General features: G+C 63.4%; 20 protein-coding genes. 10 read left to right on the forward strand and 10 right to left on the reverse strand.

The features are described 5' to 3' along the window. The first annotated feature begins 30 nt into the window (after positions 1-30). A complete protein-coding gene (locus tag NKH93_RS04955) occupies positions 31-387 on the forward strand; it encodes a DUF488 domain-containing protein (protein WP_352969400.1) in 357 nt (118 codons plus the stop codon). 320 nt (positions 388-707) lie between these two features. Here the strand turns inward: NKH93_RS04955 and NKH93_RS04960 are convergent, their stop codons facing one another. From NKH93_RS04960 to NKH93_RS05000, 9 genes are all read right to left on the reverse strand, one after another. After that, positions 708-1,061 (reverse strand): ArsC family reductase, encoded by a 354-nt coding sequence (locus NKH93_RS04960; protein WP_352821810.1) that lies wholly within the window; start codon positions 1,059-1,061, stop codon positions 708-710. Between the two features lie 297 nt (positions 1,062-1,358). Further along, positions 1,359-2,786, reverse strand: coding sequence for an aldehyde dehydrogenase family protein (locus NKH93_RS04965; RefSeq protein ID WP_352969402.1), 1,428 nt, complete (start codon positions 2,784-2,786; stop codon positions 1,359-1,361). A gap of 34 nt (positions 2,787-2,820) precedes the next feature. Then, a complete protein-coding gene (locus NKH93_RS04970; protein ID WP_352969404.1) occupies positions 2,821-3,906 on the reverse strand; it encodes an ABC transporter ATP-binding protein in 1,086 nt (361 codons plus the stop codon). Further along, positions 3,896-4,504 carry a cupin domain-containing protein gene (locus NKH93_RS04975; protein WP_352540136.1) on the reverse strand — a complete coding sequence of 203 codons (609 nt, stop codon included), beginning with the start codon at positions 4,502-4,504 and terminating at the stop codon, positions 3,896-3,898. Before NKH93_RS04975 ends, NKH93_RS04970 begins: the two co-directional genes overlap by 11 nt. A gap of 179 nt (positions 4,505-4,683) precedes the next feature. Further along, positions 4,684-5,754, reverse strand: coding sequence for an ABC transporter substrate-binding protein (locus NKH93_RS04980; RefSeq protein ID WP_352540137.1), 1,071 nt, complete (start codon positions 5,752-5,754; stop codon positions 4,684-4,686). Further along, complete coding sequence (locus NKH93_RS04985) at positions 5,739-6,617, reverse strand: ABC transporter permease (RefSeq protein WP_352969407.1); 879 nt, start codon at positions 6,615-6,617, stop codon at positions 5,739-5,741. The genes NKH93_RS04980 and NKH93_RS04985 overlap by 16 nt, the downstream gene beginning before the upstream one ends. Next, on the reverse strand, positions 6,614-7,501 hold the full coding sequence (locus tag NKH93_RS04990; RefSeq protein ID WP_352473383.1) for an ABC transporter permease: 888 nt from the start codon (positions 7,499-7,501) through the stop codon (positions 6,614-6,616). The genes NKH93_RS04985 and NKH93_RS04990 overlap by 4 nt, the downstream gene beginning before the upstream one ends. Positions 7,502-7,585: 84 nt before the next feature. Then, on the reverse strand, positions 7,586-8,869 hold the full coding sequence (locus NKH93_RS04995) for an NAD(P)/FAD-dependent oxidoreductase (RefSeq protein WP_352969409.1): 1,284 nt from the start codon (positions 8,867-8,869) through the stop codon (positions 7,586-7,588). A gap of 16 nt (positions 8,870-8,885) precedes the next feature. Next, on the reverse strand, positions 8,886-9,095 hold the full coding sequence (locus NKH93_RS05000) for a hypothetical protein (protein ID WP_352969411.1): 210 nt from the start codon (positions 9,093-9,095) through the stop codon (positions 8,886-8,888). Between NKH93_RS05000 and NKH93_RS05005 the strand changes: the two genes are divergently transcribed. From NKH93_RS05005 to NKH93_RS05030, 6 genes are all read left to right on the forward strand, one after another. Next, the gene (locus NKH93_RS05005; RefSeq protein ID WP_352452558.1) at positions 9,094-10,251 is read left to right on the forward strand and encodes a fumarylacetoacetate hydrolase family protein; all 1,158 of its coding nucleotides are present in this window, start codon (positions 9,094-9,096) and stop codon (positions 10,249-10,251) included. The two genes, NKH93_RS05000 and NKH93_RS05005, sit on opposite strands and share 2 nt — an antisense overlap. A gap of 78 nt (positions 10,252-10,329) precedes the next feature. Next, positions 10,330-11,124 (forward strand): SDR family oxidoreductase, encoded by a 795-nt coding sequence (locus tag NKH93_RS05010; protein WP_352821824.1) that lies wholly within the window; start codon positions 10,330-10,332, stop codon positions 11,122-11,124. Between the two features lie 250 nt (positions 11,125-11,374). Beyond that, positions 11,375-12,307, forward strand: a complete 933-nt coding sequence (locus tag NKH93_RS05015; RefSeq protein ID WP_352473388.1) for a substrate-binding domain-containing protein — start codon at positions 11,375-11,377, stop codon at positions 12,305-12,307. A 107-nt stretch (positions 12,308-12,414) separates the two neighbouring features. Beyond that, positions 12,415-13,401 carry an ABC transporter permease gene (locus NKH93_RS05020; RefSeq protein WP_352821826.1) on the forward strand — a complete coding sequence of 329 codons (987 nt, stop codon included), beginning with the start codon at positions 12,415-12,417 and terminating at the stop codon, positions 13,399-13,401. A 3-nt stretch (positions 13,402-13,404) separates the two neighbouring features. Then, positions 13,405-14,199, forward strand: a complete 795-nt coding sequence (locus NKH93_RS05025; protein WP_023674040.1) for an ATP-binding cassette domain-containing protein — start codon at positions 13,405-13,407, stop codon at positions 14,197-14,199. Positions 14,200-14,258: 59 nt separating this feature from the next. After that, positions 14,259-15,281: a LacI family DNA-binding transcriptional regulator gene (locus tag NKH93_RS05030; RefSeq protein ID WP_352473391.1), complete on the forward strand. Its 1,023-nt coding sequence runs from the start codon at positions 14,259-14,261 to the stop codon at positions 15,279-15,281. A gap of 549 nt (positions 15,282-15,830) precedes the next feature. Here NKH93_RS05030 and NKH93_RS05035 read toward each other — a convergent pair. Next, positions 15,831-16,412 carry a TetR/AcrR family transcriptional regulator gene (locus NKH93_RS05035; protein ID WP_031211029.1) on the reverse strand — a complete coding sequence of 194 codons (582 nt, stop codon included), beginning with the start codon at positions 16,410-16,412 and terminating at the stop codon, positions 15,831-15,833. Between the two features lie 253 nt (positions 16,413-16,665). On the opposite strand from NKH93_RS05035, the gene NKH93_RS05040 reads away from it, so the two are divergent. The 3 genes from NKH93_RS05040 to NKH93_RS05050 are packed head-to-tail and all read left to right on the forward strand — an operon-like array spanning position 16,666 to position 21,282. Beyond that, entirely contained in the window at positions 16,666-16,938 is a 273-nt protein-coding gene (locus NKH93_RS05040) for a hypothetical protein (protein ID WP_031211028.1), read from the forward strand. Further along, complete coding sequence (locus tag NKH93_RS05045) at positions 16,932-20,111, forward strand: efflux RND transporter permease subunit (RefSeq protein WP_352969414.1); 3,180 nt, start codon at positions 16,932-16,934, stop codon at positions 20,109-20,111. Before NKH93_RS05040 ends, NKH93_RS05045 begins: the two co-directional genes overlap by 7 nt. A gap of 16 nt (positions 20,112-20,127) precedes the next feature. Further along, a complete protein-coding gene (locus NKH93_RS05050) occupies positions 20,128-21,282 on the forward strand; it encodes an efflux RND transporter periplasmic adaptor subunit (protein WP_352466107.1) in 1,155 nt (384 codons plus the stop codon). The last annotated feature ends 45 nt before the right edge of the window (positions 21,283-21,327 follow it).

A 21,327-nucleotide genomic window follows, 5' to 3' on the forward strand; every position in this document is an offset into this window, starting at 1 on the left:
AAGCAGCGGCGCCTGCTGGCCCATGCGGAGTTGGCAATGGGGCTCGCGGTAAAGCGCATCTATGAGCCGCCGGCGCCCGATGACGGGCAGCGGGTGCTCGTCGACCGCATATGGCCTCGCGGCGTCCGCAAAGAGGACGCGGCGCTGACGTTATGGCTAAAGGACATCGCGCCAAGCAATGGGTTGCGCAAATGGTTCGGCCATGAGCCGGCGCGCTTTGCGGAGTTCCAGCGGCGATACCGCGATGAGCTCGACCGGAACGGCGAGGCGGTGGCGGAACTACGTGCCTTGCTCCGTGAAGGCAAGGTGACGCTGCTCTACGGCGCCCATGACGAGGCGCACAACAATGCGGTGGCACTGGCGAGCTATTTACGTGGGATCAATTAGTCACGCCGGCGGGACAGCCCCCTCTGGCCTGCCGGCCATCTCCCCCACTTGGGAGTGTTTGGACCGGAGACATCGCGAACAGGTGTGCGAGGACATCGCGAACAGTTTGGCGCGCTTTGCGCCGGGAGGTTCCGGATGCCATTCGAGGACACGAGCGCGATGTCTCCGGTCCAAACAGGGGGGAGATCGGATGTCGCCGGCTTTCGCCAATCTCCAAGGTCGCAGTGGCGAGCGGAGCGCCTAAGCTGCCAATCTCCACTCTTGTGGGGGAGATGTCCGGCAGGACAGAGGGGCGCGCGACGGATCATGGCGGGTCGGTTCTATTTCCCACTCACCGCCTGCTGATAAACATCAGGCTTGAAGCCAACGAGAACCCTGTCGCCAAGTTCCAGCACCGGACGCTTGATCATCGTCGGTTTGGCCAGCATAAGCGCCTTGGCCTTGTTCTCGTCCAAGCCCAGTCTGTCCTCCTCCGACAGTTCACGGAACGTTGTGCTCGCCTTGTTGAGCAGGATTTCCCAGCCGACCTTGCCTGACCAGCCGTTCAGCCGATCCGCTTCAAGCCCGTCTGCCCTGTAGTCGTGAAAGCGATAGGCAACATCATGGCTCGCCAGCCAGGAACGCGCCTTCTTGACCGTATCGCAATTGGTAATGCCGTACATGGTGATCGTCAAAACGGATCCTCGGACCGGTCGATTCTAGCGGCACCGTAAAACCGCGCCTCTGACTTTTCCAGCGGCCTCGCCGGCCGTCGGCGATTTTCACGCTTGCCACGAGGAGATGGGCTTTCACGACGGCTGGGGCACGGTGGCGGATCAGTTGGCCGGCTATCTCAAGACGATCTGAGGCGACCCTGCTTCGCACTCACATTGCGGCCACGGAGCCGTCGTGGCCGTTCAACCGAACGCCGGTGCCGAGGCACCAACGCTCGCAACAAACTTGACGGTTGGCGTAATGCCAATGTTGAACGCTCAGGCGCCGTAGCCGATGATGCCCTTGATCTCGAGGAAGTCGTGGATGGCCCAGTCGGCGTATTCGCGGCCGTTGCCGGACTGCTTGTAGCCGCCGAAGGGCGCGAACGTGTCCCATTCCGGATAGTTGATCGAGACCTGCCCGGCGCGCAGCCGGCTGGCAATCTTGCGGGCGTGGTCGATATCCCCGGACTGCACATAGGCAGCCAGGCCATAGACGGTGTCGTTGGCGATCTTCACCGCATCGTCATCGTCATCGTAGGAGATGACCGACAGGACCGGCCCGAAAATCTCCTCCTTCTCGATTGTCATGCCAGGCCTGACGTGGCCGAAAATGGTCGGTCGCACATAATAGCCACGGTTGAGGTGTTCCGGCCGGCCGGGGCCGCCGGTGACCAGCGTCGCACCCTCGGCGATACCTGCCTCGATCAACCGCTGGATCTTGTCGAACTGGATGTTGCTGACCACCGGCCCGAGCTTGGTCTCCTCAGAGCGCGGGTCGCCGACCTTGTGCCGTTCGGCGGCCTTCCTGGCGATCGTCAGCGCCTCGTCGTGACGGGCGGCCGGTACCAGCATGCGGGTCGGCGCATCGCAAGACTGGCCGCTATTGCCGAAGCAGGCGTTGACACCCTTGCGCACCGCCGTCTCGAAGTCAGCGTCGGGCAGCACGATGTTGGCCGATTTGCCGCCGAGCTCCTGCGCGACGCGCTTTACCGTCTCGGCCGCCGTCTTGGCGACGATGATGCCGGCCCGGGTCGATCCGGTGAACGAGACCATGTCGACATCGGGATGGCCAGCCATGACCTGGCCGACATCCGGACCGGTGCCATTCACCATATTGTAGACGCCCTTCGGCGTGCCGGCGGCGTCCATCACCTCGGAAAAGATGATGCCGCTGATCGGCGCGATTTCGGAAGGCTTTAAAACGACGGTGCAGCCGGCGGCGATGGCCGGCGCCACCTTGCAGACTATCTGGTTGAGCGGCCAGTTCCACGGTGTAATCAGCGCGCAGACGCCGATCGGCTCCTTGACCACCATGGTGGTGCCGCGCTTCTCGCTGAATTCGTAATCCTCCAGCGCCTTGATGGTAGCTTCCATGTGCGCCCTGCCCGCCCAGGCCTGCGCCGCGCGCGCCCACCTGATCGGCGCGCCCATTTCCTGGCTGACCGCCTGGGCGATGTCCTCGTAGCGCTCATTGTAGACGTCGAGGATACGCTTCAGCAGCTTCAGGCGCTCGGCCTTGGTCGTTTGCGAAAAGGCCGGGAATGCCGCCTTGGCTGCAGCCACGGCCTTGTCGACATCGGCTTTCGAGCCGACCGAGATTTTGGTGTAGGCCTCTTCAGTGGATGGATCGATCACATCCAGCGTTGCCGGAACCACGGGGCCGACCCATTTGCCGCCGATGAAAAAATTGAGATGATTGCTCATGGGTCGTGCTCCGGTTTTCTGGAAATGAGTGAGACTAGCTAGGCAGCATAGGGCAGTTGGCACCACGGCGCAGGCTGATATGCGCCACGTCGCCGACGCTGAATTGAAAACCCTCTGTCCGGCGCGGCGCGTCGATCACCACCTGTGTCCCCTGCCCCAACTCTGCATGAAGGCGCAAGGTGCGGCCGTGAAAGACGATGCTGTTCACCCGCACCGGTGCAGTACCGGCCGCCGCCTCGGTCGTCGCCAAAAGATCCTCCGGACGCACGCCGATGGTGCGCACCGTGCCCTCGCCAGGCAGTTCGCCCGTCTCCGAAACCGCTTCCAGCGGCAGGGCGCCGGCGGCGAACCGCAAGCGCTCGCCATCGCGGCCGACAAAGCGCGACTGCAGAAGGTTCATGGTGCCGATGAAGCTGGCGACGAATTTGGTGGCGGGCCGGTCGTAAAGGGTCGCCGGCGGCGCAATCTGCTCTATGCGGCCCTTGTTCATGACGACGATGCGGTCTGAGATCGACAGCGCCTCGGTCTGGTCGTGCGTGACCATGACGAAAGTGGTGCCAAGCCGCGACTGCAGCCGCTTCAGTTCGACCTGCATCTGCTCGCGCAGATGCGCGTCGAGCGCCGACAGCGGCTCGTCGAGCAGCAGCACACGCGGCTCGCAGACGATGGCGCGGGCAAGCGCGACGCGCTGGCGCTGGCCACCCGACAATTCGGACACGCGGGCGCCGAGCTTCTCGGCAAGGCCGACCATGTCGAGCGCTGCGCCGACGCGCTTTGCCTGTTCGGCACCGGAGAGCTTGCGCAGCGACAGGCCGAAGCCGACATTTTCGGCAACGTTCATGTGTGGGAACAGCGCGTAGTCCTGGAACACGGTATTGACAGGACGGGCGAAGGGCCTGAGCGCCGTGATGTCGCGGCCTTCGAGCAGGACCTTGCCGTTCGACGGGCTCTCGAAGCCGGCGATGACACGCAGGCTGGTGGTCTTGCCGCAGCCGGACGGTCCGAGCAAGGTCAGGAACTCGCCGCGGGCAATGTCAAGATCGACGGCGTCGAGCCCGACGATGCCGCCGGGGAAAATCTTGGAGACCTTGTCCAGCCGGACGAGCGGATCAGGCGCCATCGCGAACCTCGGACGGCTTGGTGGTGTTGACCCACAGGATCTGGCAGCGCTCGCTGCCCGGATTGCGGAAGGCATGCAGCAACGTGCTCCTGAAGGCGAAGCTGTCGCCGGCCTTCAGCCCGTATCTGGTCGAATCGACCACCAGCTCGACCTCGCCCGACAGGACGAAGCCGAATTCATGGCCGGCATGGGCGTAAGCTTCGGCGGTGCCGCCACCGGCGTCAACGGTCACCAGCATGCCGGTCAGCGTGGCGGCAGGCGGCGACAGCAGCGCCTTGGCGATGCCTTCCGACTTGACCGGGATCTGCCGCCGGCTGTTGGCGCGCACACAATAAAGATCGTTGCCGACATCCTTGCCGTCAGCGATCAGCGCCGACGGCTCTATATCGAGGGCGGCGGCGAGCGGCCAGATCACTCGCACCCGCAATGACGACATGCCGCGCTCTATCTGGCTCAGTGCACCGATCGACACGCCGGCTTTGGCGGCAAGTTCGGCCAGCGAGAGATTGCGCTCCAGCCTGAGCGCCCGCACGCGCCGGCCGACCCTGACGTCGGCGTCGTCCTTCGGCTTCTCAGCCGCTTCGTCCAGCATGTCCATTCGTTCGTCCTTGTTTGGTTAGGTTTTCCCTTCTCCCCTTGTGGGAGAAGGTGGATCGGCGCGAAGCGCCGAGACAGATGAGGGTGTTGGCCGGAGTGCTGTCGGTGCCATCTGGAACACCCCTCATCCGTCGCCTTCGGCGACACCTCCTCCCGCAAGGGGAGAAGGAAGAACCAGGCTCAGCCGCCTGCCTTGACCTTCTCGAACATCTTGGCGAGTTCGTCATTCTGCTTCATCGGCCCGGTGAAGATCGTGGTCTTCAGCATCACCTCGGGATCGGAAGGCAGCTGCAGTTTCTCCAACTCCTCCTTCGGCACAGCGGCGAAAGCCGAGCTGGTCGAGCTGCCATAGCCGTAGGCCTGGATCAGATACTTTCCGGAATCCGTTTCCAGCCGGCTGTTGATGAAGTCATAGGCTAGGTCGACGTTCTTGGCGTCCTTGAGCATGACGAAACCGCAGGCCCAGGTCAGCATGCCTTCCTTCGGCTTCATGAACTCAACAGGCACGCCCTGCTTCTTCAGCGAGGTGGCCGAGGCGTTCCAGGTCATGGCCGCGACCAGCTGGCCGCTCGCCAGTGCCTGTTCGACCGAGGTCATGTCGGTGGTGTAGTTCGAGAGCAGCGGGCGCTGCTCGCGCAGTTTTTCCGCCACCTTGTCCATCTGTTCCGGTGTCATGTCGAATGGATTGACGCCGGCCAGAAGGGCCGCCACCACCGGTGTGTCGTGGACGGCATCGATGGTCGCCATGCGCCCGGCATATTGTTTGTCCCAGAGCAGGTTCCAGCTGGCTTCCGGGTTCTTCACCAGATCGGTGCGGTAGAGGATCGAGGTATTGCCCCAGTCCCACGGCACCATCCAGACCTTGCCGTCGCCGGCCTGCAGGTCGGGCAGGTTCTTGAAGACCGGGAAGATCGAATCCCAGTTCTTGATGCGCTTGGTGTCGATCGGCTGCAGCAGGCCTTCCTTGTTCCAGCGCGCCACCTTGTCATAGCAAGGGTGCGCGACATCGGGGCGGAAGCCGGCCTTGACCTTGGTGAAGGCGTCATCGTCGTCGCCGAACATCGAGGCTTCGACACCATCGGGGTGCGCGGCGAGGAAGCTCTTGTTGAAGTCGGGCAGTTCATAGCCCGACCAGGTGAAATATTGCAGCTTGTCGCCGGCAAAGGCGGCAGTCGATGCAAGCGCCAGCGCGAAGGCAGCCAGTCCGGTTTTCGCTGTCTTTGCCGTTATCGATTTCAAGTCGAATGCCATTGCAGTTCTCCTCTTTCGGTTTCTTCTGGTTTTGACAGGCTGGCGGGCGCTGGCCGCCGGGTGGCGGCAAGCCCGCGATGGCGCAGGATTTCGGCGAGTGCGGCGATGACGAACGACACGGCCAGGATCGCCGTGCCGAGCGCCATGACGGTCGGCAGCGATTTCGGGAAGCGCAGCTGGCTCCAGATATAAAGCGGCAGCGTCGGCTCGGTGCCGGCAAGGAAGAAGGCGACGATGAACTCGTCGAACGAGGTCAGGAAGGCCAGCATGAACGCCGAAATAATGGCGGGCAGGCTGAGCGGCAGCATCACCCGTCTGAAGGTCGTCCAGTCCGAGGCGCCGAGGTCGAGCGCTGCCTCACGGATGGTCTTCGGGATGGCGGCGAAGCGGCTGCGCATGACCACCACCGTCGTCGGCAGCGCCACCAATACGTGGCCGAGCACAATGGCAATGCGCGACGGCCCGAAACCGGCGAGATTGACCAGGATCAACAGCGAGATGCCGACGATGACGCCGGGGATCAGGATCGGCAGCCGCGCAATGGCACTGATCGTGGCGGCCAGCGGCGAGCGACCGTAGAGGTCGATATAGGACACGGTGATGCCGCAGAGTGTTGCGCCGGTGGCGGCAATGGCGCCGATGACGAGGCTGGTGGCAAGCGCACCGGACAGCGCCGAATTGCCGTAAAGTGTGCCGTACCACTCCAGCGTGAAGCCTTGCAGCGGAAATGCCGCCTGGATCGAATTGTTGAATGAAAACAGCGGGATCAGCAATATCGGCAGATACAGGAACACCAGATAGGCAAGGACGTACGCTCCGAGCCAGCCGCCGCCTTGCTTTGCGTCCAGGCGCGCCGTGTTCATGTACGGCTGCCGTATCGGCGGTCGGCGAAGCGCACCACCAGCACCACGGCGAGAATGACCAGCATGACGGCGACGGCGAGTGCGGCGCCGAACGGCCAGTCATTGGCCTTGCCGAACTCGGCCTGGATCAGTGTGCCGATCATTGTACTGGCAGGGCCGCCGACCAGCGCCGGCGTCACATAATCGCCGACGGTCGGCACGAAGACGACGAGAGCAGCCGCCAGCACGCCCGGCATCGAATTGGGCAGCACGATGCGACGGAAGCTGGTGAACGGTTTTGCGCCGAGATCGGAAGCAGCTTCGAGCAACGACTTCGGGATGGTGTCCAGCGCCACATAGATGGGCAGGATGGCGAACGGCGCATAAGCGTGGGCGAGCGTGACGACGACCGCTGCCGGCGTATTCAAGAACGCCAATGTCGGCTCCGACCAGATGCCGCTTTCGATCAGCGCCGAGTTCAGCACGCCATTATAGGCAAGCACGATCTTCCAGGCGAAGACGCGCAGGAGATAGCTGGTCCAGAACGGCAGGGTCAGCAGGAACAACAGCAGCCCGCGCCGCCGCCCGGCATGGAAAGCCAGATAGTAGGCAACGGGATAGGCGGTGACGACGGTTGCCAGCGTCACCAGGCCGGCGATACCCAGCGAGCGCAGCGTCACCGTCCAGTACAGCGGATCGGTGGCCACAGTGACGAAATTCGCAAGGGTGAAACCAGCCCCCAGCAGCGAGCCGTCATTGCCGCGAAAGGCGAGAAAGAACACCAGGCCAAGGGCGAAAAGGATCAGCAAGAAGGTGACCAGCCCGCCGGGCAGCAGCATGGCGAAGCGGAAGGCCGGCGAAGACCGGGTTTCCGGCAACGACTGCGTTACGACGATGGTCGACATCGGCTGTCCATCGAAATTTGAAATCGATTAAGCTTTTTTCATATTTGTGAAATTGTCAAGCTGTTTCATGCTTGGGCATGAACGTCAGCGTTCGAACGCGTCCAGCATCCGGTACCAGGCGATGGTCGCGGCGACGCCGACCTGCCGAAACGCATGAAACGGAATCGGCCGGATCCGCGAGACCGGGAACGGCAATTGCCTGGTGTCGCCGCTCGACAAATAGGAGGCGATGCGCTCGCCAAGCGCGGTCATCAGGCCGATGCCGCGGCCCTGGCAGCCAACCACCGCCAGCAGACCCTTCTCTGGCTCGTGGATATGCGGAAGATGGTCCGGCGTCATTGCCACCCGGCCGAACCACCGCTTTTCAATGGCCACATCGGACAGCGCCGGGTAGAGCCGCAGCAGCGCGCGCTCCAGATGCGCCCAGTCGGCCGGGCCGTTCGGCAAGGCCATGCGGCCGCGCCCCCCGAGCACCAGCCGGCCGTCGGCACTCTTGCGATAATAGACGAGGATGCGGTGCGAATCCGACACTGCCTGCCCGTCCGGCAGGATAGCCGCCGCGAGATTGGACGATAGCGGTGCTGTCGCGATCTGGAAGGAATGCAGCGGGACGATCGTCTCGGCGAGGCCGGGAAGCAGGCCGCCGGTATAGGCGTTGGTCGCCAGGACAATCGCCTTGGCCTTGAGTTCGGCGCCGCTTTCCGTAGAAACGTGCCAAATGCCGGCATTCTTGCTGATCTGCATCACGTTCTGGCGCTCGGCGATCTTTACGCCCGCCGCTGCAGCGACGCGCGCCAGTTCCGACGTGTAGGCGAGCGGATCGATGGCACCGGCGCGGCGATCGAGCCAGCCGCCGAGATAGCCTTGCGCGCCGGTCATCGTCGCGATCTCCGTCCCGCTCAGCAGCCGGACATCGGCGCCGCGGGCGCGCCACTGCCGATCCCGGTTCGCCGCCGCTTTCAGCGCGGTCTCGGTATGCGCGGCCTGGATCCAGCCATTGCGGACGAACGGCACCGCCAGTCTTTCGTCGCGGATCAATTCGAAGACGGTGTCAGCGGTCGAGGCGGCAAAGTTGACGAGCGCTTCGCCGCGTTCGAGACCAAAATGCTCCAGCAGCCAGTCCGGATCGTATTTCAGGCCGGGAATGACCTGACCGCCGTTCAGGCCGGATGCGCCATTGCCAATTTCGCCGGCCTCCAGCACCTGGACGGCAAGGCCGAACCGGGCAGCGTGCAAGGCTGTCGACAGCCCCATGATACCGCCGCCAACAATGACGACATCGACGCATTGGCCGGCTGGAAAAAGCGACTGGAACGCGGTGGCCGTCCGCGGCTTCTGCCAGATTGGATCGGAAAACCGTACGGGCAAGCGTCACCTGGTGATTTCAGTAGGTGAAAACCCTAGCGACGGTTTCATTATTTTGAAAGAGCGTTTTCCGTCGCCATTGGCGCACATCAGGCTCGATCAAGGTCCAGCGATGCGAAGACCGCTTGAAAGAATTGACAAAGCTCGCCCTGCAAGCGGGATAGACCTTTGGCTGGAATTTGTTGAAAGTGCCGCAGCCGAAGGACAAGACAACAGGAATGTAAGCCATGACGAACGCCACACATTTGCCCGCCGAAGGCCTGTTCGTGGGCCGCGCCCGGGCGAGCGATGCTTCCCATCCGCTGGTGGTCACGGTGCGTGACGGCACGGTCTTCGACATCACGTCAAATGTGGCACCGACCGTGCGCGACGTTTGCGAATTGCCGGATCCGGCGGGGCACGTCCGCTCGGCCAAGGGGCGGCCGATCGGCCCGCTCGATGCCATTGCCGCCAACAGTTTCGAGACAGCGCGCGATCCGGGGAAACCGTACCTGCTGTCCCCCGTCGACCTGCAGGCGATCAAGGCGTCTGGCGTCACCTTTGTCGTCAGCTTGCTCGAGCGGGTGATCGAGGAGCAGGCGCGCGGTTCGGCGGAAAAGGCCGACGCCATTCGCGCCGACATCGCCGGGCTGATCGGCCACGATCTGTCGAAGCTTAAGCCCGGCTCGCCGGAAGCGATGGAGATCAAGGCCAAGCTGATAGCGCGCGGCGCCTGGTCGCAATATCTGGAAGTCGGCATCGGCCCCGACGCCGAGATCTTCACCAAGTGCCAGCCGATGGCCTCGGTCGGCTTCGGCGCCGATGTCGGCCTGCATCCGGTTTCGACATGGAACAATCCGGAGCCGGAGATCGCCATGATTGCCGCCAGCAGCGGCAGGATTGTCGGGGCGACGATCGGCAACGACGTCAATCTGCGCGACGTCGAGGGGCGCTCGGCGCTGCTGCTCGGCAAAGCCAAGGACAACAACGCTTCGGCAGCACTTGGCCCCTTTATCCGGCTGTTCGATGAGACGTTTTCCATTGGCGACGTGAAGCAGGCGATCGTACGCCTGAAGGTCGAGGGCGAGGATGGGTTCTCGCTGGAGGGCGCCAGTTCGATGGCCGAGATCAGCCGCTCGCCGGAAGAGTTGGTCGCCGCCGCCATGGGGCCGCATCATCAATACCCCGACGGGCTGGCGCTTTATCTCGGCACCATGTTCGTGCCGTCGAAGGATCGCGGCGAAACAGGCAAGGGCTTTACCCACAAGGTCGGCGACATCGTCACCATCTCGTCGGAGAAATTCGGCGCCTTGGTCAACCGCGTGCGGCTGTCGCCCGACTGTCCGCACTGGACTTACGGTGCCAGCCACCTGATGCGCGACCTCGCCAGGGCCGACCTCATCTAGTCCCCCAGCCTAACATCCGATAGATTCTAGAATTCTCTGATTGGAAATTACCTGCTCGTCGGCATTCGGGAGAGTCCATTGATCGTCGCTCTTGAGGGCAAGACCCTTGTCGTTACCGGCGGAACGCAAGGGCTTGGCGAGACCATCGCCCGGCTGGCCTCAGCCGACGGCGGCGAAGGGATCGCCATTGTCGGCCGCAATGCCGAGCGTGGCAGACGCATCGCCGAAGAGCTTTCACGACCAAGCCGGCCCGTCGTCTTCATCCAGGCCGACCTTGGAGATCCGGCCGCGCCTGCAGCTGTCATGGCGGAAGCGATCAAAAGACTTGGCCGCATCGATTGTCTGGTGAACGCCGCGGCCCTCACCGACCGGGCCTCGCTGGAAACTGGCACAATCGACGACTGGGACAGGTTGTTTTCCGTCAATGCGCGCGCGCCGTTCTTCCTCATGCAGGCGGCCGTAGCCGACATGAAGACACGGCGGGCGGCGGGGGCCATCGTCAACATACTGTCGGTGAATGCGCATTGCGGTGCGCCGGACCTTGCCATCTATTCCGCAACCAAGGGCGCGCTTTCGACGCTGACCAGAAACATTGCCAACGCGCATCTTTCCGATCGCATCCGCGTCAACGGCATCAACATGGGCTGGGTAGCGACGCCGGCCGAACAAGAGATGCAGGCGCGCACGCTGGGCAAGGGCGAAAACTGGGCAAAGATCGCCGCCGCCGGCCTGCCGCTTGGTCGATTGCTGACCATGGACGAAGTCGCCCAGCTAACGCTGTTCCTGCTCAGCGACGCCTCCGGGCTGATGACCGGGACGCTTATCGACCTAGAGCAACACGTGCTCGGCGCGCCGCCGCGCGGGATTGCATGACGGTCGCAAGGCCGATCGTCGGCCGCCTGGAAAATACCAGCCAAACTGATGCAATCTGATGGGATTGCTGATGGCGCGGTGCCTTGCGCCAACGTCCATTGGCAATCGAGGCTTGCCATCGATCAAAAAAGGGAATGCTCTAATGCGCCCAGGTCGACGCTGGTAAATGCGATCACGGCTTTGGCCGCGCACGGTTTTTGGCCGCGATCGTCGTCGGAGGAGGAGTTCGGTTCAAATGGGAGGAAATCAAATGCTGACGAGGCTAAGACTGCTTGTACTTGGCTTGGTGGTGGCGCTGGCCATTCCGGCCGCGGCACAGGCCAAGACGTTCTACTGGATTTCGCATGGCGGCCCGGCCGATCCGGTCTGGACCTACTTCCTTGCCGGCGCCAAGCAATGGGCGGCGGACACCGGCAACACCGTCAATACGTCGTTCCACAATGGCGACGTGGCGTCGCAGCAGGAGGCTGTTCGCGCCGCGATTTCCGCCAAGGCCGACGGCATCACCACGACCAGCCCTGATCCGGGCAGCCTTGTCGAGATCGCCAAGGAAGCGCGGGCGGCGAACATCCCGATCATCAACTTCAACACGCCCGACCCGAAGGCGGACTTCAACGCCTATGTCGGCGGCGACAACGTCACCTTCGGCAAACATTGGGCGCAGTATCTGGTCGACAAGGGCCTTGTGAAGAAGGGCGACTTCGTCTGGATGCCGGTCGAGATTCCCGGCGCCACCTATGGCGTCCAGGAAGAGGAAGGCATCAAGAGCGTGTTCGAGCCGCTCGGCATCACCTACGAAATCACCGAAGCGACGCTCGACCAGGCCGAAGTGATCAACCGCATGGTCGATTACCTCACTGCCAACAGGGCCAAGGTCAAGGCGGTTATCGGCCTCGGCGACCTTGTCACCGGTTCGATCAAGCGGGTGTTCGACCAGGTCGGCGTCAAGCCGGGCGAAATCCCGGTCGTCGGCTGGGGTAACTCGCTCGACACCACCCAGGAAGTGCTGAACGGCTACGTCAATGCCGCGCAGTGGCAGGATCCGCAGGCGACCAGCTACGTCGCGCTCTCGCTCGCCAACATGGCGGCGAGCGGTATTCCGCCCGGCTTCGACGTGATCACCGGCGCGCTCTACGAGAAGGACACCGCGGCAGTCTACGACAAGATCCTGTCCGGCAAATAAATCCGCGATCGAGTTGGTCACGGCCGCTTCTGCGGCCGTGACCGTCTCAGCATTCCGCCGAAGCCGGTTGCGGTCGCGGCCAAATCCAATCCTATCGCGGGTCCAAGGTGGAAAATCGTTCTCTTATCCAACGCTCGATCGCGCGGCCCGAGTTCGGGCCGTTTGTGCTGCTCGTCGTCGAGATCGCCGTGTTCTGGGGCATCAACCACGACTTCCTGTCGCCGCAAAACATCTCGAACACGCTGGCCTTCACGGTCGAGCTCGGGCTGATCGCGCTGGCGATGACGCTGTTGATGACATCAGGCGAATTCGATCTCTCGGTCGGCTCGGTGTTCGGTTTCTCGCCGGTCCTGATGTGGACGTTGTTCAACAGCGGCGTCGCCTCGCTGGAAGCCGCCTTCGTCATTGCGCTGGTGATCGCTGCGTTCATTGGACTGGTCAATGGCTGGTTCGTGACGCAGCTCAAGATCCCGTCCTTCCTGGTGACGCTGGGCATGCTGCTGGTGGTGCGCGGCACCGCTTTGTTCGTCACCAACGGGTTTCCGCAGCGGACCTGGAGCGCCGAGGGCAGCTGGCTGGCGGAAGCGCTGGTCGGCGATTTCTTCATCGGGCCGTTCCGTATCTACATGTCGCTGTTCTGGTTCATCGCCGCCGCAATCGCGCTCGGTTACGTGCTGACGCAGAGCCGGACAGGCAACTGGATCCAGGCAGCCGGCGGCAACCCGAGTGCTGCAAGGGCGCGCGGCGTCAATGTCAGCGGTGTCAAGATCGGCCTGTTCATCCTGTCGTCGATCCTGGCCTCGCTTGCCGGCGTCATCTCCTCGCTGCGCACCTCGGCGGCCAACCCCAACAGTGGCACCGGCTACGAGCTCGAAGTCATCGCCATGGTGGTGATCGGCGGCACGGCGCTGACCGGCGGGCGCGGCACAATCATCGGCACGGTGCTCGGTATCCTGATCCTGCGCGTGATGCGCAACGGCATCGTGCTGATCGGTGTGCCGGGCCTTGCCTATAATATTTTCATCGGCGCCATCATCCTCGGCATGATGGCGCTCCATTCATGGCTGGAACGCCGGCATCAGGCAGGGACTTGAACCATGGCCGAACCGCTTGTCCGAATGGAAAATATCCGCAAGTCCTATGGCCGCGTGCAGGCGCTGGTTGATGCCAATTTCCATGTCAACGAAAGGGAGATCGTCGGCCTGCTCGGCGACAACGGCGCCGGCAAGTCGACGCTGATCAAGGTGCTGTCGGGCGCGGTCCCGCTGACCAGCGGCGACATCTTCATCCGCGGCAAGAAGGTGAATTTGCGCAGTACCAGCGACGCCATCGCGCATGGCATCGAGACGATCTACCAGGATTCGGCGCTGGTGACGCAGCTGTCGATCGCCCGCAACCTGTTTCTCGGGCGCGAGCCGATCAAGCCGCCGCGCTTCCTCAATCGGATGGACCAGGAGGCAATGAACGTGGTTGCCCGCGACCTGCTCAAGCAGGTCGGCATCTCGAAGAACATCCCGCCGACGACGCCGATCGGCTCGCTCTCCGGTGGCGAGCGGCAGGCGGTGGCGATTGCGCGCGCCATGCATTTCGACAGCGACCTCATCATCCTCGACGAGCCGACCAACAATCTCGGCGTCGCCGAAACGCAAGGCGTGCTGAGCTTCGTGCGCAGCGCCCGCGATTCCGGCCATTCGTGCATCTTCATCGCCCACAACATCCATCATGTCTTCCAGGTGGTCGACCGCATCGTCGTCATGCGCCGCGGTAAGGTGGTCGCCGACGATATTGACCCGAAGAAGACCAGCGTCGCCGAAGTCGAACGCGTCATCACCGGCATGTCGGACAAGGAGATCCATGACGCGCTGGTCGAGGGCACGCAACGGCCCGGCTGAGCAGCCGGGGGTCCGCCTGATCGTCGAGGCACTGGATCGCATCGCCACATGGTTGCGACATGAAAGCCACCGTTTCGGATATTGCCAGGAGCTGCGGCCTGTCGACCGCGACGGTCGACCGCGTGCTCAACAACCGGCCGGGGGCCAGTGCCGCCAACCGGCAGCGCGTGATGGAGGCGGCCAAGCAGCTCGGCTATCTGCCGGTCGTCGACCAGGTCGCGTTGCCATCGCGGCCGGCGCATCTCGAATTCTTCTTGCCGATCGGCAGCAATGCCTTCATGGCCGATCTGGCCAGGCACATCGAGGATTATGCGGCGCGCCTGCCGCTGGTCGCCTCCTGCCGCATCCACAAGCTCGCCGGCATCTCGCCGAGCGCCTTGCAGGCGGCCGTCGAAAACCTCTCGCTCAAGGCGAACGGCGTCGGCGTCATCGCCATCGATCATCCGAGAACGCGCAACATCTTGCGCGAGATCGTCGAGGCCGGCATACGCCTGGTCACGCTGGTGTCCGATGTTCCGGGTGCGCCCCGCTCAGCCTATGTCGGCATCGACAACCGGGTGGCCGGCCGCACCGCGGCGCTGCTGATGGGACGGTTCCTCGGCGGCCGCCAGGGCCATCTGGCGATGGTCGTCGGCTCACGCTCCTACCGCGGCCATGAGGAACGCGAGATGGGCTTTCGTTCCGTGCTCGGCGAGGAGTTCCCCAATCTGACGGTCACAAGCGCCGTTGAGATCAACGATGAGCCGGAGGCCAGTTATACCGCGACCATGAAGGCGCTGCACAGCGAGCCGGAGCTGCTTGGCATCTACTGTATCGGCGCCGGGCGCTCGGGCGTGGCAAAAGCATTGCTCGAAGTCAGGCCGCAGACGAAGCCGGTGTTCATCTGCCATGATCTGACGCGCGAGACGCGCGGCTATCTGGTCGACGATCTGCTCGACGTCGTCATCGACCAGAATGCGCGGCTGATTGCCGAACAGTCGGTCATTCGCCTGCTCGGCTCGATCGCCTCGTCGGCGCCCTATCTGACGCGGAAATTCATCGAGCCGCGCCTGATCTTCAAGGAAAATGTCCCGGTGCAGTGATGCCACGCGAGGGCGATGGTCGCTCGGGCCTCGATGGTTAAAATTCGGTTGATACCGCAAATCTGCACATCACCTATGCAACTTTTGTGGTTGCCGAATCATTGGGCAATCGATAGTTTCGCAGGTGTCGGCCATCTACTCCTCCCAGATGCGATGCCGACGCTGAGTGCGGTACACCTCCTCCCGTGCCGTATTCGAAATCGAGCCCGCTGCCACCTCCTCCCGGCAGCGGGCTTTTTTTGTTCCAGCTCCGGGATAGCGGCCAATGCTTGCGGTCGGGACAGCACCGGACACGTTTGCTGATCCGCGGATCGATGAGCTTCGCTGCGACCGCCGCGGCTTGTCGGGCAGAATCCTGTCACACTTGTCACTCTCACCGGTCCGCCGGCGGCCCTATCCTGCCTCACGACCAGCAATCAACGCCGCGCCGGCCATGGTGCGGAGGATCGGCACAGGAGACGCGAGATGGCACATCGCGATGGGACGAAACATCACCCGGCGGCGCGGCCCGCAATCGAAACGCCACGTATCGTTTCGCCGCTTGCGAGACTATCTGGCCCTGAAAGACGTGATCAGGCCTTCCGCCATGCGGACGAACTGCGCGCTCGGGCCCTCGGCGCCGACGCTCTGCAGGCTGACGCGGGCGCCCTCGAGCAGAAGCGACAGCGTGTCCGCAAGAAGCTCGGCCTGTCCGATGCCGGCATCGCGACACAGCGAGACCAGCCGCTCGCGCTGCGCTTCCTTGAGTTCCTTGATCACTTGCCTTGCCGGATGATCGGCCTCGCTCAGCTCGATGGCGGCGTTGGCCATGTCGCAACCGCGACGATCCGACATCAGGCAATCGGCCGCCATCCGGACCCAGGCGTGCAGCTGCGCCAGCTTGTCGCCCGGATTTTCGGCCTCGAACTTTTCCCACATCGCGTTGGCGCTGCAGGCGGTCGCCCGCAGACATTCGATGATCAGGTCGTCCTTGGACTCGAAATGCCGGTAGAGCGTCATCTTGTTGGTGCCGGCGGCCTCGGTGATGGCGTCGATGCCGACGCCGCGAATGCCATGCTTGTGAAACATGTCCCGTGCCGTCTCCAGGATCCTGTCCCGGGGGCGAACACGCTCCACAACACCGTCTGTCATCAAAACCTCCGTGATTGCGTTTCCCGAAATTCCCTCGGTGCACCTCTTGACTAGGGTGTTACCGGTCTGTAACGTTAGAGATGTTACTTACCTGTAACACCCGCATTGCATCATGTCAAACTCGCAAGTGCCGGCCACCAGCCGCTCCCCGATCGGCAAGGGGACGAACCGCACCTTACGGCCTCGGCCGGCGAGCAAGAAAACACCCGATCCGCGGCTTGCCGCGGATCACCAAAAACCAGGAGCCGCTTCGATGTCGCAGCGCAATGATCTGACGATCGATGAAGTCGTGAGGGATCCGATGATCCGCATGCTGATGAAGGCCGACCGCGTCGACCCGCGGTCTTTCGAGGCGATGCTGCGTGCGCTGGCGGATGAGCAGGCCGAGCGCCGCAATGCGCCGCGCCGCCTTGAAGATTTCGGCTTTCTCGAAGATTCCGGCTCAACACGCAGCCGGCGGCTGTCCAGGGTAGCCAGGGCGTTTGGCCGGGCCAGAGCATCGGGCGAGGCGTGCATCTCATGGTAAACTTCTTCATTCATCGTCCGATCTTTGCGTCGGCGATCGCCATCATCATGGTGCTCGCCGGAGCGATCTGTTATTTCCTCCTGCCCGTCTCGCAGTTTCCCGACATCACGCCGCCCCAGGTCGTGGTCAGCGCCCATTACCCGGGCGCCAGCGCGCAGGTCGTCGCCGACACGGTGACGACGCCGCTCGAACAGCAGATCAACGGCGTCCAGGGGATGACCTATATGTCGTCGTCGAGCTCCAATGACGGCTCCTCGACGATCACCATCACCTTCGACGTCGGCTACGATCTGAGCACGGCGGCCGTCGACGTCCAGAACCGCGTTTCGCAGGCGGCTTCCTCGTTGCCGGCCATCGTCAACCAGGGCGGCGTGACGATCAAGAAGCAGAACCCGAACTTCGTCCTGATCGTCGACCTCACCTCGCCGGACGGTTCCGTCAACCCGGTCGCGCTGAGCAATCTCGCCTATCTGCAGGTGGTCGATCCGCTGAAGCGCCTGCCCGGCGTCGGCGACGTGCAGATCTTCGGCGAGCGGCGCTATTCGATGCGCATCTGGCTCGACCCCGACAAGCTCGCCAATCTCGGCATTACTGCCGTCGACGTGCAGAACGCCGTCGCCGAGCAGAACGTCCAGGTGGCGGCCGGCAAGATCGGGCAATCACCGGCTCCCGCCGGCACCGCCTTCGAGATGCAGGTCAACGCCGTCGGCAGGCTGAGCGATCCCAAGGAGTTCGGCGACATCGTCGTGCGGGCCAACACCGCCAACGGCTCGCTGGTCAGGCTGCGCGACGTTGCGCGCATCGAGCTCGGTGCGCTGCAATATTCGTCGTCGGCGTTCTTCGGCAAGGACCCGACGGTGGTGCTCGCGGTCTACCAGATGCCGGGCTCCAACGCGCTCGATCTGCAGCAGCGTGTCAAGGACAAGATGCAGGAGCTGTCGGCCCGTTTCCCGAAGGGCGTCAGCTACGCCATGCATTACGATACGACACGTTTCGTTTCGGCCTCAATGCAGGACGTGCTGATCACGCTCGGCGAAGCGCTGGTCCTGGTCGTCGCCGTGGTGTTCATCTTCCTGCAAAGCTGGCGCACCACGATCATCCCGACGATCGCAATTCCGGTGTCGCTGGTGGCGACGCTGGCCGTCATGCATATGCTTGGCTTCTCACTGAACATGCTCAGCCTGCTCGGCATGGTGCTGGCGATCGGCCTCGTCGTCGACGACGCCATCGTCGTCGTCGAGAATGTCGAACGCCAACTTGAGGCCGGCCTCAAACCGCTGGCTGCCACGCGTACCGCGATGGCAGAGGTTACCGGCCCGATCATCGCCACGACCGCCGTGCTGATGGCTGTGTTCGTGCCGGTTGCCTTCATTCCCGGCGTGTCCGGCCGGCTCTACAACCAGTTCGCCCTGACTGTGGCGATCTCCTTCGGCATCTCGGCCTTCGTCTCGCTGACGCTTACCCCGTCGCTCAGCGCTGCCTTCCTGCGCCACCGGCCGGAAACACAGTTCGTGCTGTTCCGCTGGTTCAACATGGGCTTCGAACGGCTGGCGCATGCCTATGCGAATGGTGTGCGCATTCTCATCCGCCTGCGCTGGATCATGCTTGGCGTGTTCGCGGCCGGACTTGTCGCGACCTATTTCGTCTGGCAGCGCCTGCCCTCGACCTTCCTTCCGGTCGAGGACCAGGGCTATTTCTTCGTCGTCATCCAGCTCCCCGACGGGGCCTCGCTGGAACGCACCGACGCGGTGGCGCAAAAGGCACGCGACATCCTGCAGAACACGCCCGGCGTCGACATCGTCGGCTCGATCAGCGGCTTGAACTTCCTGACCAGCGCCGCGCAGTCGAACTCGGCGGTCGAATTCGCCATCCTGAAGCCATGGGACGAACGCGGCCCCGACCAGAGCGCCTCTAAGCTCGTCGCCGACGTGCGCAACAAGCTGCTGCAAATTCCGGAGGCTTTTGCGCTGAGTTTCGACCCGCCGTCGATCCCGGGCATCGGCACCACCGGTGGCTTCGAGTTCCAGGTCGAGGACCTGACCGGCCGCGGCAGCGTGGCGCTCAACGATGCGACGCAAGCCGTGATTGCCGAGGCGCGCAAGCAGCCCGAGCTCAACCCGCAGCAATTGTTCTCGTCGTTCTCGACCTCGACGCCGCAGTTCAACTACGATCTCGATCGCGCCAAGGCGAAGCTGCTCGGGCTCAACCTGCCGGACGTGTTCAATACGCTGCAGATCTATCTCGGCTCGCTCTATGTGAACGATTTCAACCTGTTCGGCCGCACCTTCCGGGTGACGATCCAGGCCGACAAGGATTCTCGTGCCGGTCCGGCCGACATATCGCGGCTCTATGTCCGCAATGCCTCGGGTGGGATGGTGCCGCTGAGCACGCTGGGCAAGCTTGTGCCGATCGTCGGCCCCGAGACCGTGCCGCATTACAACAACAATGCGTCGGCCCTGATCAATGGCGGCGCCGCGCCCGGCTTTTCGTCCGGCCAGGCGGTGGCGGCGATGGAACGTGCCGCTGCCACGGCGTTGCCGAGAGATTTCGGCTATGAATGGACCGGCATCACCTATCAGGAGCTCAAGGCGGGATCGATCGCATCCGTCGTCTTTGGTCTCGCGATCGTCTTCGTCTTCCTGATCCTCGCCGCGCAATATGAGAGCTGGGCGATGCCGTTCATGGTGCTGCTGGCGGTGCCGCTCGCACTGTTCGGTGCGTTCGTCGTGCTTTGGCTGCGTGGCATGCAGATCGACGTCTATTCGCAGATCGGCTTCGTCATGCTGATCGGACTGGCGGCCAAGAACGCGATTCTGATCGTCGAGTTTGCCCGGCGCCGGCGCGAAGAAGGCCTCAGCATCGTCGACGCCGCGATGGAAGCGGCGCGGCTTCGGCTGCGACCGATCCTGATGACCGCCTTCGCCTTCATCCTCGGCGTGCTGCCGCTGATGTTCGCTACAGGTGCAGGTGCCGCAAGCCGGCAGTCGATCGGCACCACCGTCTTTGGCGGCATGGTCGCGGCGACGATCCTGTCGCTGGTGTTCGTGCCGGTCTTCTATGCGGTGATCGAGCAGCTGCGCGAGCGCCGCAGCGAGAGCGAACCGGTTTCCGAAGCGACCGAACAACCAACTGCCGAACCCGCCTTCGAGCCATTGGCCGAAGCCGCCGAATAGGACTGGAGAATTGATCATGCGTAAATGGAAAATCGCGCTGGGAACGGCCGTCGCCCTTGGGGCGATTTCGGTGGCGAGCGTTCACCTGCTCGACATGGGCAGCCTCAGCCTCAACGCGGGCACAGCCGGGGCGGCGACACCCAAGCCGGAAGCCTTTGTCATGCCGGTGCCGGTGGTGAGCGTCGTCAAGAAGACGATCCCGATCTATCTCGACTACGCCGCCCGGGTGGAGCCGATCCGCAGCATCACGCTGCAGGCGCGCGTGCCGGGTTATCTGCAGGAGCAGGTCGCCACCGACGGCAGCGACGTGGCGAAGGGCGACCTTCTCTACAAGATCGCGCCGGAGGATTTTCAGGCTGCCCTCGAGCAGGCGAAGGCGCTTATCCAGCGCGACACGGCAACACTCGACTATGCGCGCTCCAATCTCGGGCGCGGCAGCGAACTCGCCAAGAGCGGCTATCTCGCCAAGGACGTGTTCGACCAGCGCACCAGCACCTTGCGTGAGGCTCAGGCCTCGCTTGCCGTGAACCAGGCCGCCTTGCGGACCGCCGAGCTCAATTTGAGCTATACCGAAATCCGTGCCCCGTTCGCGGGACGCATCGGACGCAGCCAGGCTTCCGTCGGAACGCTGGTCAGCGTTGCCGGCACCGTGCTCAATTCGCTGGTGCAGCTCGATCCGATCTACGTCACCTTCAATCCGAGCGAAACGGACCTGACACAGATCGAGGAAGCCCGGGCCGCGGGACCGATCAGTGTCGACGTCCTGCTTCCCGGTGAAACGGAACCGCGCCAGAAGGGCGATCTTACCTTCATAGACAACACGATCGATCGCTCGACCGGCACGATCACGGCACGGGCGACGATCGGCAACGGCAAGTTCACGCTGCTGCCCGGCCAATATGTCCGCGTCCGGCTGCACGTCAAAGAGCAGCCCGATGCGCTGATGGTACCGCAGACGGCACTCGGCTCAGGCCAGCTCGGCAAATACCTCTATGTCGTCGGCAAGGACAACACGGTCGACCAGCGTATCGTTTCGCTCGGACCGACCAATGGCGATCAGGTCGCCATCTTGAGCGGTGTGGCCGAAGGCGACCGGGTGATTACCGGCAATCTGCAGAAGATCGGCCCGGGAATGCCGGTCTCGCCGCTGCCCGAGAAACCGGCCACCTGATAACCCCCATCAGGTCCGGTTCCGCGGCGCCCTCGGCTCCCACGC

Source organism: Mesorhizobium sp. M0954, assembly GCF_040319155.1.
GTDB lineage: Bacteria > Pseudomonadota > Alphaproteobacteria > Rhizobiales > Rhizobiaceae > Mesorhizobium.

Coding starts and splice junctions, on each gene's coding strand:
- NKH93_RS04965 (WP_352969402.1), bottom strand. CDS start 2,786: ATGAGCAATCATCTCAATTTTTTCATCGGCGGCAAATGGGTCGGCCCC.
- NKH93_RS04970 (WP_352969404.1), bottom strand. CDS start 3,906: ATGGCGCCTGATCCGCTCGTCCGGCTGGACAAGGTCTCCAAGATTTTC.
- NKH93_RS04975 (WP_352540136.1), bottom strand. CDS start 4,504: ATGGACATGCTGGACGAAGCGGCTGAGAAGCCGAAGGACGACGCCGAC.
- NKH93_RS04980 (WP_352540137.1), bottom strand. CDS start 5,754: ATGGCATTCGACTTGAAATCGATAACGGCAAAGACAGCGAAAACCGGA.
- NKH93_RS04985 (WP_352969407.1), bottom strand. CDS start 6,617: ATGAACACGGCGCGCCTGGACGCAAAGCAAGGCGGCGGCTGGCTCGGA.
- NKH93_RS04990 (WP_352473383.1), bottom strand. CDS start 7,501: ATGTCGACCATCGTCGTAACGCAGTCGTTGCCGGAAACCCGGTCTTCG.
- NKH93_RS05005 (WP_352452558.1), top strand. CDS start 9,094: ATGACGAACGCCACACATTTGCCCGCCGAAGGCCTGTTCGTGGGCCGC.
- NKH93_RS05000 (WP_352969411.1), bottom strand. CDS start 9,095: ATGGCTTACATTCCTGTTGTCTTGTCCTTCGGCTGCGGCACTTTCAAC.
- NKH93_RS05015 (WP_352473388.1), top strand. CDS start 11,375: ATGCTGACGAGGCTAAGACTGCTTGTACTTGGCTTGGTGGTGGCGCTG.
- NKH93_RS05025 (WP_023674040.1), top strand. CDS start 13,405: ATGGCCGAACCGCTTGTCCGAATGGAAAATATCCGCAAGTCCTATGGC.
- NKH93_RS05030 (WP_352473391.1), top strand. CDS start 14,259: ATGAAAGCCACCGTTTCGGATATTGCCAGGAGCTGCGGCCTGTCGACC.
- NKH93_RS05035 (WP_031211029.1), bottom strand. CDS start 16,412: ATGACAGACGGTGTTGTGGAGCGTGTTCGCCCCCGGGACAGGATCCTG.
- NKH93_RS05040 (WP_031211028.1), top strand. CDS start 16,666: ATGTCGCAGCGCAATGATCTGACGATCGATGAAGTCGTGAGGGATCCG.
- NKH93_RS05045 (WP_352969414.1), top strand. CDS start 16,932: ATGGTAAACTTCTTCATTCATCGTCCGATCTTTGCGTCGGCGATCGCC.
- NKH93_RS05050 (WP_352466107.1), top strand. CDS start 20,128: ATGCGTAAATGGAAAATCGCGCTGGGAACGGCCGTCGCCCTTGGGGCG.